Consider the following 12,530-nt stretch of genomic DNA (forward strand, 5'->3'; position numbering starts at 1 on the left):
CTGCGATTAGTCGCTCGACAGCAACTCAAAGGTATGCTGATCGATCATTTCAAGGGCCTTACCTCCGCCTCGAGCCACGCAGGTCAGCGGATCTTCCGCCACAATGACGGGTAGCCCGGTTTCTTCGGCAATCAGCTTGTCAATATCGCGTAGTAGCGCTCCACCACCGGTCAACACCAGCCCACGCTCCGCAATATCAGAAGCCAGCTCGGGAGGCGATTGCTCCAGGGCATTCTTAACCGCCGATACGATAGCACCCAGCGTTTCTTGGAGCGCTTCCAGGATTTCGTGGGAATTGAGTGTGAAGCTACGCGGAATGCCCTCTGCCAAATTACGACCACGCACATCAATCTCGCGCAGTTCGCCGCCGGGGTAAGCGCAACCAATTTCTTCCTTGATGCGCTCGGCGGTGGCTTCGCCAATCAAGCTGCCGTAATGGCGGCGAACATAGGCGATAATCGCCTCGTCGAAACGGTCACCACCGACCCGAATGGATTCGGAGTAGACAATACCGTTTAGCGAAATAATCGCGATTTCGGTTGTCCCACCGCCGATATCTACCACCATAGAGCCTTGTGCTTCCTCCACGGGCAGTCCGGCACCAATCGCGGCCGCCATCGGCTCTTCAATCAGATCCACCCGGCGCGCGCCTGCGCCTTCTGCAGATTCACGAATCGCTCTGCGTTCTACCTGCGTCGCCATATACGGGATGCAGACAAGCACGCGCGGGCTAGGCGTGATAAACGTGCTTTGGTGCACTTTACGGATAAAGTGCTGAAGCATTTGTTCGGTGACGGTAAAGTCGGCAATGACGCCATCTTTCATCGGGCGAATAGCGGTAATGTTACCCGGCGTACGCCCCAACATGCGTTTAGCGTCGGCGCCTACCGCGGCGACGGTGCGCATATTACCGGATTGACGGATAGCAACGACGGACGGCTCATCAAGCACGATGCCACGACCGCGTACGTAAATCAGTGTGTTGGCCGTACCCAAATCGATCGATAGATCGCTGGAAAACAGCCCCCTCAGACGTTTGAACATGGATGTTGTTACCTAGTGCAGACTGGGAACCCTGTGCGGATGCAAACGGTATCACCGCAACCCCCTGGCAGCAAGCACGAGTCTCGCTAAACACTGCCCGTGCGTGCCAAGATGTGGTACCTTTTGCGGTTATTTTCCACGTCTGCAACACAAGACGTTATTTCGATGACTGTCTGTATACCGCGTTACACGGTATATGTTCCATCACCTTCGCGAGGAATTTCCGATCATGGCGCTTGAAGACTCCCATGTGCGCCGGGCCGCCCACTTAGCCCGACTCGCCGTTAGCGATGACCAAGCCAGCGGCTTCGTAGAGGACCTGAGCAGAATTTTGGACATGGTCGACCAACTACAAGGCGTCGATACCGAAGGCGTCGCGCCGCTGGCCCACCCGCTCGATGCCACCCAGCGCCTGCGTGCCGACGAAGTCACCGAATCCAATCAGCGTGACACTTTCCAGCGCTGCGCGCCAGCGGTGGAAAATGGCCTTTATTTGGTGCCCCGCGTGGTTGAGTAATTTATCGCCTGAGCATTAGCGGGCTTTTTTTACCTTTATTTTTCGCTTCGAACGGAGCCCTCAGGTCATGCACGACAAGACACTGACGCAACTCGCCAACTCGTTAGACAGCGGTGAGCTGTCTAGCCGCGAGCTAACCGAGCACTACCTGCAACGCATCCAGCAATACGGCACCACGCTGAACAGCTTTATTACCGTGACTGCCGATCAAGCCCTTGAGCAAGCCGATGCCGCCGACCAGGCGCGTGCCAAGGGAGCGGCGAGCTTGTTAACAGGCCTGCCGTTGGCACTGAAAGATATTTTTTGCACCCAGGGGGTTAAAACCAGCTGCGGCTCCAAGATGCTGGATAACTTTAATGCGCCTTACGATGCGACAGTGGTGGAAAAGCTCAAGGCGGCGGGCACTGTCACGCTCGGCAAGACCAACATGGATGAGTTTGCCATGGGCTCATCCAATGAAAACAGCTACTACGGGCCGGTTAAGAACCCCTGGGATCTCACTGCTGTGCCCGGCGGAAGCTCGGGGGGCAGCGCGGCCGCCGTCGCCGCGGGGCTAACCCCGGCAGCCCTGGGCACCGATACCGGCGGTTCGATCCGTCAACCGGCCGCGTTTTGCGGCATTACCGGCCTCAAGCCCACCTATGGCCGCGTTTCGCGCTATGGAATGATCGCCTACGCCTCAAGCCTTGATCAGGCGGGCCCCATGGCGCGCAGCGCCGAAGACTGCGCGCACCTGCTTAACGTCATGGCCGGTCACGACGTGCGCGACTCCACCAGTGTGGCCCGTGGCGTGCCCGACTACGCGGAAACGCTCAACGCGCCACTTTCCGGGCTAAAAATCGGCCTGCCCAAGGAGTACTTCGGCGATGGCCTGGCCCCCGAGGTCGAAAAAGCCGTCCGTGAAGCGGTCAACGTCTACGAGTCATTGGGCGCCACAGTGCGCGAGGTCAGCCTGCCGCACACCCACTACGCTATTCCCGCCTATTACGTAATCGCTCCTGCCGAAGCGTCCTCCAACCTGTCGCGTTTCGACGGCGTACGCTTCGGCCACCGCTGCGAGAACCCAAGCGACCTGATCGATCTTTACAAGCGTTCGCGGGCCGAAGGATTCGGCGAGGAAGTCCAGCGCCGCATCCTGATCGGTACCCATACGCTGTCAGAAGGCTTCTTTGATGCTTACTACACCAAAGCGCAGAAAGTTCGCCGCCTGATTCGCCAGGACTTCCTGGACGCCTTTGAAGACGTCGATGTACTGATGGGCCCCGCCTCGCCGACGCCGGCCTTCGACCTGGGGGCCAAGAAGGACCCGGTGTCGATGTACCTGCAGGACATCTATACCATCGCGGTGAACCTGGCGGGCATTCCCGGCATCAGCGTACCGGCCGGCTTCGCCGGGGGCCGCCCGATCGGCCTACAAATTCTCGGCACCCACTTCGCCGAGGCCCAACTGTTGAATGTCGCCCACCAGTTCCAGCAAGCCACTGATTGGCACACACAACGTCCTGCTTTTGTCGAGGAGAGCGCCTAATGCAATGGGAAACCGTGATTGGGCTTGAAGTCCACGTTCAGCTCGCCACCCACTCGAAGATTTTTTCCGGCGCCTCAACGGCGTTTGGCGCTGAGCCAAACAGCCAGGCTTGCGCGGTCGACCTCGGTCTACCCGGCGTGCTGCCAGTGCTCAACGAGCAGGCGGTGGCCATGGCGGTGCAGTTTGGTCTGGCGGTGCACGCCGACATCGCTGAAGTATCGGTGTTCGATCGCAAAAACTACTTTTATCCGGATTTGCCCAAGGGCTATCAAACCAGCCAGATGTACCACCCCATCGTCGGTCCCGGCGAGGTGGAGATCACCCTGGACGACGACACCACCAAACGGATTCGCATCCACCATGCGCATCTGGAAGAAGACGCGGGTAAATCGCTGCACGAAGATTTCCACGGCATGACCGGGATTGACTTGAACCGTGCCGGGACACCACTGCTGGAGATCGTTTCCGAGCCGGATATGCGCAGTGCCAAAGAAGCGGCCGCTTACCTGAAAGCGATCCATTCAATTGTTACCTATCTGGGCATTTCCGACGGCAACATGGCCGAAGGCTCGATGCGCTGCGACGTTAACGTCTCGGTACGCCCCAAGGGCCAGGAAGCCTTTGGCACCCGGGCCGAGATCAAAAACGTCAACTCCTTCCGCTTTGTGGAGCGCGCCATTGCCTTTGAAGTTGAGCGTCAGATTGAGCTGATTGAAGACGGCGGCAAGGTGATTCAGGAAACGCGCCTATTCGACCCTGAGCGCGACGAGACGCGCAGCATGCGCACCAAGGAAGAAGCCAACGACTACCGTTACTTCCCCTGCCCTGATTTGCTGCCGGTGGTACTCGACCAGGCCTACCTGGACCATTTGCGCGGCCAACTGCCCGAGCTGCCCGCTGACAAGCGCGAGCGTTTCCAACACGCGCTGGGCTTATCGGCCTACGATGCGGCGGTGCTTTCCGCCAGCCGCGACATGGCAGAATATTTCGAGGAAGTCCATCGCGTGTGTGGCGACGCCAAACAGGCAGCCAACTGGGTGCAGGGCGAGCTATCCGGTGCGCTCAACCGCGAAAGCTTAAACATCACCGACAGCCCGGTCTCGGCCGCACAGCTAGGAGGACTAGTGAAGCGCGTGCTCGACGACACCATCAACGGCAAAGCCGCCAAGCAGGTCTTCCAGGCACTGTGGCACGGTGAGGGCGACAGCGCCGATGCGGTTATCGAGGCCAAGGGCCTGAAGCAGGTGACTGACAGCGGCGCTATCGAAGCGATGATCGACCAGGTGATCGCCGATAACCCCGCCCAGGTCGCGCAGTATCGCGACGCTGAGCCCGAGAAGCGCGGCAAGATGATCGGCTACTTTGTGGGCCAGGTGATGAAGGCTTCGCGAGGCACGGCCAACCCGCAGCAGGTGAACGGCTTGCTAAAGGAAAAGCTCGACGCGCTACTTTAGGTCCAGGTTTTTCATCATAAAAAAACGGCCGCGCTTGCGGCCGTTTTTTGTTACCTCAGCTGACCGGGATGCACAAAGCGTTTCAAGTGGGCACAACCTGACGCCCATACTGGTGCGGTCAACTCGGCAACCCCCGCGGTGGGAAAACCGATACCGCGAGCCGTGTGACCTTCCACCAACATTGCGGCAAGCTCTCCCACCAGCGGCATATGGCTGACCAGAATCAGTTGCTTATCGGTTTGCGTAAGCAGCCACTCAATGACCGCTTCAGGTGCATCGTCCGGGGTAATTAGCGGCAGGGTTTCAACCGGCACCGACAAGGCCTCGCCCAGCCGCGTGGCTGTCTGTTGAGCACGACGATAGGGGCTAGCCAGCAGCCTCGGCGATGACCCAGCCTGCGCCGCTACATACGCCGCCAGCCACTCCGCCATTTTTTCCACTTCACGCTCGCCTTGCAGTGTCAGCCTCCGCTGCTCATCAGGGCGCCCGGGCCCCGCTTCGCCGTGGCGCATGACCCAAAGGCGATATGTAGATGAATTACTCATGCCAACGCCCTGTTTCACGGTGGGCCTGCTTAACGTCTTCACGCGGCAAGATGAACTCAACGTCGCTGCTTTGCTCGCCCATCATTAATGTCTTCGCCATGTCCTGGGCGGGCACGCCATCAAACAGCACGTGATAAAGTCCTTCGGCCAGCGGCATATAGACGCCAATCTCGGCCGCTTTGGTGCAAACGAGTTTGACAGTATTAACACCTTCCGCGACCTGCCCAAGGGCGTCGACGGCTTCATCCAACGAGCGCCCCTCACCAATGGCGTAACCCACGCGATAGTTACGCGACAGATCCGACGAGCAGGTGACAATTAAATCCCCCACCCCGGCAAGACCTAAAAACGTCATGGGGTTAGCTCCCTGGGCAACGGCAAAGCGGCTCATTTCCGCCAACGCCCGGGTCATCAGCATGCTGCGGGTGTTTTCACCCATGCCCAGCGCGGCCGCCATACCCGCGGCAATGGCGTAGATATTTTTCAGCGCTCCACCGAGCTCTACCCCGTGGCGGTCGTTGCTTGCGTAAACGCGGAAATAGCGACAGCCCAACGCTTGCTGAACCCGTGTGCGGGTCAACGCATCCGCACTGGCAATCACCGTGGCGGTCAACTGTTTATCGGCAATTTCCGATGCCAGATTGGGGCCGGCTATTACCCCGATATGCGTAAACCCAGTTTCCTGCTCAAGCACTTGGCTCATCAATAAAAAGCCTTTCTGCTCAATACCTTTCGTCGTACTGACCAGAATCTGCTCGGGTTTCAACCAAGGCTTGGCGGCCTGAACAACGCTGCGAAAGGCCTTTGAAGGAATGGCAATCAATACCAGCTCAGCGTCGTGCAATACCGTTTCAAGATCGGTAGAGGCCTGCACAGCGGGGTTAATGGGATAATTCGGCAGGTAGCGACCGTTACGGCGCTCCCGATTAATTTGCTCCACCAGCGTCTCGTCACGCATCCATTGGCGCACCTGAGCGCCATTATCGGCAGCGATGCTGGCCAGGGCGGTACCAAAACTACCCCCGCCCAGTACGGCGACATGAATCTGCTGCTCAGCCATTGGAATTCCTGGATAGTTGATTAGCGAAACGTTAAGGGTACGACAAAAACAAACGGCCCGCTTGGGACATACCCAAGGGGCCGTTATACCTTAGCGAGCGTATGTTATGCCGCCAATACGCCGTTGAGACGCTTCACATAGGCGGCGGGGTCATCCAGATGACCGCCTTCGGCGATAATCGCCTGATCCAGCAGGATGTGGGCCAAGTCAGCAAATAAGCTATCGTCAGCGTTTTCCAGCCGCGCCACCAGCGAGTGGCTAGGGTTGAGCTCCAGAATCGGCTTCACTTCAGGAAGTGGCTGCCCTGCCGCCTCCATGATACGGCGCATTTGATAACCCATTTCGTGCTCCGGAAGCACCACGCAGGCGGGCGAGTCGGTGAGACGATGGGTGACTTTTACGTCCTGCACGCCTTCGCCAAGAGCTTCCTTGACTCGCTTGACCAGCGACTCCTTGGCCTTGGCGGTTTCTTCCTGCTCTTTTTTCTCGGCTTCATCTTCCACATCGCCAAGGTCGAGCTCGCCTTTAGCCACGTCCGCGAACGATTTACCGTCGAACTCGGTCAGGTGGCTCATCAACCACTCGTCAATGCGGTCAGAAAGCAGCAGCACCTCGATGCCCTTTTTACGGAAGATTTCCAAGTGCGGGCTGTGCTTGGCGGCATTAAAGCTGTCGGCCACCACGTAGTAGATTTTCTGTTGGCCTTCTTTCATACGACCGACATAGTCGGCAAGCGATTGCTCCTGGGCGGCGGTGTCGGTATGCGTTGAGGCAAAGCGCAGTAGGCCAGCGATTTTCTCACGGTTGGCGAAGTCCTCACCTGGCCCCTCTTTAAGCACGCTACCAAAGGTGTTCCAGAAGGTCTGATACTGCTCGCCGTCTTTGGCAAGCTTCTTGAGCATATCCAACGCCCGCTTGGTCAATGCGCCTTTGATCTTGTCGACCTTGGGATCCTGCTGCAGAATCTCGCGGGAAACGTTGAGCGAAAGATCGCGGGTATCCAGCACCCCTTTGATAAAACGCAGGTAAAGCGGCAGGAACTGCTCAGCGTCATCCATGATAAACACACGCTGGACATAAAGCTTCACGCCTCGTGCACCGTCGCGCTCAAACAGATCGAACGGTGCACGACCGGGCACATACAACAGGCTAGTGTATTCAAGCTTGCCTTCTACTTTGTTGTGGCTCCAGGTGAGCGGATCGCTGAAGTCGTGGGCCACATGCTTGTAGAACGCCTTGTATTCGTCATCCGAAATATCGCTCTTGGGGCGTACCCACAGCGCTGTGGCTTCGTTAACGGTCTCCCAGGTAGTGACTTCGCTGCCTTCGATGGGATTGCCGTCATCGTCCTTAGCCGTTTCGGTTTTGGGCATACGCACCGGCACTTCGATATGATCCGAGTACTTGCGCACCAGGTTTTGCAAACGGAAGTCGTCAGCAAATTCCTTGGCGTCGTCTTTCAGGTGAAGCGTAATCTCGGTGCCATGCTGCTCAAGCTCGATATCGGCGACGGTAAACTCGCCCTCACCCTTCGAGCGCCATTCAACACCGGCGCTGGTCTCGTCGCCTGCTTTGCGCGTGCGGACCGTGACGTCGTCGGCGACGATAAAGCTAGAGTAGAAGCCCACCCCGAACTGACCGATCAACTTGGCGTCTTTTTGCTGCTCACCGGATAGCTGTTTGAGGAACTCAGAGGTACCACTGCGTGCGATAGTCCCCAGATTGGAAATGACATCGTCACGGTTCATGCCAATTCCGTTGTCGCGCAGCGTCACCGTGCCCGCTTCGGCATCGTGTTCGATTTCGACCCGCAGTTCGCTATCGCCTTCATAAAGGCCATCGTTATCCAAGGCTGCATAGCGCAGCTTGTCGCAGGCATCGGCGGCATTGGATATCAATTCGCGCAGGAAAATTTCACGGTTGGAGTACAGCGAGTGAATCATCAGATTCAACAGCTGCTTAACTTCCGTTTGAAAGCCAAGAGTTTCTTCGTGGTTCGTATTGGACATGCGCTCAGCCCTCGTTGATCTCGTTGCGTAAAGCGCCTTGCCAGAGCGACAAGGCATAAAATCAGGTGTGAACGAGATATGGGGCTGAGGGATGATTTTTCAAGCGGTAGGAGGCGATGAAGGCGCGGACTCACTTTCGGGGTATTTCCAGGCACGATAGCCGGCAAGCCGCTGGTCAATACGGTTAAGCAACCAACCGACGATCACAACGTCGTCAACCACGCCAATCAAGACAAGAAAATCGGGAATCAAATCAAACGGCAGTACCAGATAAAAAAGCGCCGCCGCCATCAACCCAAAAGCGGACCAAGGCACCGGACGAAAACGCCCCTTGATAACATCGCGGGTCATGGGCAGAAACAATTTCAGGGCACGTACAATGCGTTTGATTGCCCAGGCACGGGATTTAAGTCGACGCATCAACCACCACGTGGATAATGGAGCCATCAGTATTGAATCCTCTCAGGCGTTCGGTTGTCAGAACCTTTCGCGTTAGGATAGTTCATTATACCCAGGTGACCGAACGCCTTATTGAGGATGCATCATGCCCCGCACCGCCCGCGTATTATCAATCGCTTTTATCGCCTGCTTGCCGACGATATCTTGGGCTGCTAGCGACAGTGCGTTACGCGACGCACTTGAGGCCGCACGTGACAAACAATGGAATCGCATTAACATGTCCGCCATTGAGGATCATCCGTTAAGCGGCTATGTCACCTATCATCGGCTACGCGACCAGCTACCCGAGCTATCGCCGGAGACGGTCAATCGCTATATCGACACGCACAGCGATTCACCACTCAGCGACTGGATGCGAGGTCAAGCTATCGACCAATACGGGGAAGCCAAACAATACAGCGATGTGCGTGCGGTGAGCAATGGCGAGCCCACCGGGGCCGCCCGGCAATGTCACTACCACACGGCACATCTTGATAGCGCTCCTCAACAAACAGCGGAAGCTGGCTTACGCCTGTGGCACACGGGTCAATCCCAGCCCAACGCCTGTGACCCATTGTTTAAACGCTTGAGGGCTAATGGCACTATCGATGACGAAGCGATCTGGGAACGCCAGATGCTCGCCTGGCAGGCGGGTAACAGCCGCCTGGCTGACTATCTGGGCAATCAGCTAAGCGGCGCTTGGCAAACCGCCATTGATACTTATGAAACAATAGATAGCGATCCACAGAAACTGCGTGAAGCCCCCACCTGCTTAGGGCCAGAATGCGCTGCTACAGCCAGCTTTTACCAAGCGGCTATGCAGCGTCTCATCCATGAGGACACCTCACAGGCCCTCTCCGTATGGCGCTCTCTGGCTGAGCGATTAAGCCTCCTGCCTAGCGATCAGCGTCTTATCGAAGAAGAACTGGCGTATTATGCGCTGGTGCATGAGGTGCCCAATTCAATGGCGTGGGTCGATAGCGTTTTGCCACACCTGGAAAGCGAGCGCGCCTTTGGGCTGAGGGTTCGCCGTGCCCTCCAGGCACAGCAGTGGGAAGGGGTGCGCCACTGGATCACCCAAATGCCGGCCGAGCAGCAAAAGGATGCCCGATGGCAGTACTGGCTCGCCCGCGCCAGCGAACAGCTAGGCGATCAGACCGCTGCAGAAAGCCATTTCCAGCAAGCCGCTTCACAGCGTAGCTTTTACGGTTTTGCCGCTGCAGAGCGCTTGGGGCAGCCGCTGGCTCTGAATAACGAACGCTTCTATTTTGATGACGCGTCACGGGAACGTATCGCACAACAGCCTGCGGTGCAGCGCACTCAAGCATTAATGCGCATTGGCGAAGATGGATTGGCTAATAGCGAATGGCTGCATGTCGTTCAGCAGGCGTCCACTGAAGAAGCCCGGGCGTTAGCCGATTTTGCCGCCGAACAAGGCTGGCATGCTCGACTGGTTCAAACCACTATTGCAGCAGGCTTATGGGACGCCCTGGAGTGGCGCTTCCCCCAGGCCTATCATGACGAATTCATCCACTGGGGACGTCTCAGCGGGGTTGACCCCTATTTACTAATGGCCATTACCCGTCGTGAAAGTGCCTATAACCCCAATGCGCTGTCTCCTGCCGGTGCCCGCGGGCTAATGCAACTGATGCCAGGTACTGCCTCTCAGGTAAGCCGCCAAATTGGGCTTGAAGACCCTGGCGCCTATGGCGTGCTAGATCCAGAGCTTAATATTCGCTTAGGCAGCACTTATTTGCGCGACAAATTGCAGCGCTACCAGGGCAACCGATTAGCCGCTACCGCCGCCTACAACGCAGGCCCTGGGCGAGTGGATCGCTGGCTAGGGGACTACAGCATTGAGGCTTTTGACCTTTTTGTTGAGCGTATTCCCTACCGTGAAACGCGGGACTATGTGCAGGCCGTGCTGAGCTATCGCGCCATTTTTGAGAGCCTTGCAAACGGCTCAAGTGATGGCGTATCGCTGCTTAGAGATGGCGAAAAGCAGGTGCGTTACAACCGTGCGTTGGTGCTGCGAGATTGATACATACAGCACTCTATTTTTAGGATTTATTCGGTGCCCTGAGCCTCTATGTACGCACTAGACTGGCCGCTGCGAGAGCGCAAGCCGAATTCCCAGCACCACTAATACAGCACCGGTCATGGCATTTAGCGTCTGAGCAAACCGCGCGCTGGCCAGCCATTTTCCGGCGCTGCCAACCATTAGCACTACGCTTATTTGCCAGAGGTTGGCAATTACGAAATGTACGCCCGCCAACCATAACGATTTGACCAGCGCGGGGTCGCTTGGGGCAATGAACTGCGGCAAAAACGCCATATAAAACACCACTGTTTTGGGGTTAAGTACATTAGACAGAAACCCCTCTTTAAGCGGTTGCCAAAGCGGCACAGCGTCGCTCTTGGTCATCATCCCTTTCACCGGCAGTGTTTGACCACGCCTAGCGGCCAGTAAGCTGCCAACCCCCAGCCAAATCAAATAACCCGCCCCAACCAACTTCAATGCATGAAACGCCCAGGCCGATTGCAGCAAAATCAGCGAAATCCCCATTGCTGAGATGGTGGCATGCACAAACAGCCCGCTGCAGATGGCCATACTGGTAGCCACCCCATCACGAAAGCCACCCCGAGCTGTGTTGCGTATTACCAATAGCGTATCGACGCCCGGGGTAATCGACAGCAGGGTAATGGCAATCACAAACGGCACGAACTGCCCGTCAATAAGACTAAAAGGAGTCATAACAACGCACTCATACAGTGAAAATGATTCGTCATATTGATACTGGACGACAGCTTTTTTTACATCTAAAGTGATTTTTGCGGGCACGCAATAGCGTCCCGTTTGATTATTAAGCTCGTTAAGGAAATGGATAATGGCAACTGGCACTGTCAAGTGGTTCAACGATACCAAAGGTTACGGCTTCATCTCTCCTGATGACGGCGGTGACGATTTGTTTGCCCACTTCTCCGAAATTCAAGCTGAAGGTTTTAAGAGCCTGCAAGATGGTCAAAAAGTCAGCTTTGAGGTGACACAGGGTAAAAAAGGCCTTCAGGCTTCCAACATTCGCTTAGCCTAATGGCGCTAATGCATAAGGCCCGCATTGATGCGGGCCTTTTTTGTTCCCTTCGCGCTCTCTTCTCAGATGACTTACTCCTCCTGATCAAGGCTTTCAGGACGCTCCTGTTCAATTGATTCGAATTGGTCATTCAGGCGTTCCTCGGCCTCTTCAAAACGACGTTCAGTATCTTCAATCAGCTCCTCAACGTCGCTGCTACTGGTTTCCTCTTCATTACGCGCCGATTCAGGCAGGCTACTTTCAAACTCCCAGCGCTCGTCCGCTTCTTCTTCACTGAGTGCCTCTCCAGCTACCGGCTCTTGCTGCTCTACTTCTTGAAACTGCTCTTCAAGGCGCTGCTGAGCCTCTTCAAAGCGGCGTTCGGTTTCGGCAATCATATCGTCAACATCAGAGCGGGTCGCCTCGCCCGGCATTGCACCACCTTCGTCTAACACCTCTTCAGGATCAGCGGCCAAAGTATCTTCATCGGCTTCAACGTCTTCGGTTTGTGTCGTGGCGGCTTCTTCCTCGGCCTGCTCACCTTCTAAAGCCTCTGCTCTCTCCAATTCCTCTTCCGCTTGGCGCGATTCAACTGCGTCACTATCTTCTGCACTGCCGTCGGTATCGGAAGCCGCCGCTTCGTCTTCCTCTTCGCTAGCGGCTTCAGCATTAGTGGCCTCTGACTCTACGTCATTTGTGGACGAAGCGGATTCCTCCTGGTTGCCGTTCGACGTTTCGTCGCTATCGCCACAGCCACTGATCACCAGCATGATAGCTGCTAGCACGGGTAGCCAAACGCGGTTAGCCATTAATTTTGTCTCCTCAATGTGTACTCCTCATCGCCTCTATACAATCGGTCAATGA

The 12,530-nt window shown here is 56.4% G+C and carries 12 protein-coding genes; 5 read left to right on the top strand and 7 right to left on the bottom strand.

Translation table 11 applies throughout. From position 1 onward, the window contains the following. Positions 1-6: 6 nt before the first annotated feature. Positions 7-1,044 (bottom strand): rod shape-determining protein, encoded by a 1,038-nt coding sequence (locus GA0071314_RS11475; protein WP_074396769.1) that lies wholly within the window; start codon positions 1,042-1,044, stop codon positions 7-9. A 229-nt stretch (positions 1,045-1,273) separates the two neighbouring features. Between GA0071314_RS11475 and gatC the strand changes: the two genes are divergently transcribed. From gatC to gatB, 3 genes are all read left to right on the top strand, one after another. Beyond that, positions 1,274-1,561: an Asp-tRNA(Asn)/Glu-tRNA(Gln) amidotransferase subunit GatC gene (gatC, locus tag GA0071314_RS11480; protein ID WP_074396770.1), complete on the top strand. Its 288-nt coding sequence runs from the start codon at positions 1,274-1,276 to the stop codon at positions 1,559-1,561. A gap of 67 nt (positions 1,562-1,628) precedes the next feature. Beyond that, positions 1,629-3,089, top strand: a complete 1,461-nt coding sequence (gene gatA, locus GA0071314_RS11485) for an Asp-tRNA(Asn)/Glu-tRNA(Gln) amidotransferase subunit GatA (protein WP_074396771.1) — start codon at positions 1,629-1,631, stop codon at positions 3,087-3,089. After that, positions 3,089-4,543, top strand: a complete 1,455-nt coding sequence (gene gatB / locus GA0071314_RS11490) for an Asp-tRNA(Asn)/Glu-tRNA(Gln) amidotransferase subunit GatB (RefSeq protein WP_074396772.1) — start codon at positions 3,089-3,091, stop codon at positions 4,541-4,543. The genes gatA and gatB overlap by 1 nt, the downstream gene beginning before the upstream one ends. Before the next feature lie 50 nt (positions 4,544-4,593). Here gatB and sixA read toward each other — a convergent pair whose 3' ends face one another. The 4 genes from sixA to GA0071314_RS11510 all read right to left on the bottom strand — a co-directional run bounded on the left by sixA (position 4,594) and on the right by GA0071314_RS11510 (position 8,604). Further along, the gene (gene sixA, locus GA0071314_RS11495; protein ID WP_074396773.1) at positions 4,594-5,088 is read right to left on the bottom strand and encodes a phosphohistidine phosphatase SixA; all 495 of its coding nucleotides are present in this window, start codon (positions 5,086-5,088) and stop codon (positions 4,594-4,596) included. After that, positions 5,081-6,148: an NAD(P)H-dependent glycerol-3-phosphate dehydrogenase gene (locus GA0071314_RS11500; RefSeq protein ID WP_074396774.1), complete on the bottom strand. Its 1,068-nt coding sequence runs from the start codon at positions 6,146-6,148 to the stop codon at positions 5,081-5,083. Before GA0071314_RS11500 ends, sixA begins: the two co-directional genes overlap by 8 nt. Before the next feature lie 104 nt (positions 6,149-6,252). Then, the gene (htpG, locus tag GA0071314_RS11505; protein ID WP_074396775.1) at positions 6,253-8,157 is read right to left on the bottom strand and encodes a molecular chaperone HtpG; all 1,905 of its coding nucleotides are present in this window, start codon (positions 8,155-8,157) and stop codon (positions 6,253-6,255) included. A 99-nt stretch (positions 8,158-8,256) separates the two neighbouring features. Further along, positions 8,257-8,604: a YkvA family protein gene (locus GA0071314_RS11510; protein WP_074396776.1), complete on the bottom strand. Its 348-nt coding sequence runs from the start codon at positions 8,602-8,604 to the stop codon at positions 8,257-8,259. A 97-nt stretch (positions 8,605-8,701) separates the two neighbouring features. Between GA0071314_RS11510 and GA0071314_RS11515 the strand changes: the two genes are divergently transcribed. Further along, the gene (locus tag GA0071314_RS11515; RefSeq protein ID WP_074396777.1) at positions 8,702-10,636 is read left to right on the top strand and encodes a transglycosylase SLT domain-containing protein; all 1,935 of its coding nucleotides are present in this window, start codon (positions 8,702-8,704) and stop codon (positions 10,634-10,636) included. A gap of 57 nt (positions 10,637-10,693) precedes the next feature. On the opposite strand, the gene GA0071314_RS11520 is transcribed toward GA0071314_RS11515, so the two are convergent. Then, positions 10,694-11,350, bottom strand: coding sequence for a LysE family translocator (locus GA0071314_RS11520; protein ID WP_074396778.1), 657 nt, complete (start codon positions 11,348-11,350; stop codon positions 10,694-10,696). A 133-nt stretch (positions 11,351-11,483) separates the two neighbouring features. Between GA0071314_RS11520 and GA0071314_RS11525 the strand changes: the two genes are divergently transcribed. Next, positions 11,484-11,687, top strand: a complete 204-nt coding sequence (locus GA0071314_RS11525; RefSeq protein WP_027335354.1) for a cold-shock protein — start codon at positions 11,484-11,486, stop codon at positions 11,685-11,687. Between the two features lie 71 nt (positions 11,688-11,758). On the opposite strand, the gene GA0071314_RS11530 is transcribed toward GA0071314_RS11525, so the two are convergent. Then, entirely contained in the window at positions 11,759-12,475 is a 717-nt protein-coding gene (locus GA0071314_RS11530) for a hypothetical protein (RefSeq protein WP_074396779.1), read from the bottom strand. Positions 12,476-12,530: the final 55 nt, after the last annotated feature.

The sequence above is a fragment of the Halomonas sp. HL-93 genome, assembly GCF_900086985.1.
In the GTDB taxonomy this organism is placed as follows: Bacteria; Pseudomonadota; Gammaproteobacteria; order Pseudomonadales; family Halomonadaceae; genus Vreelandella.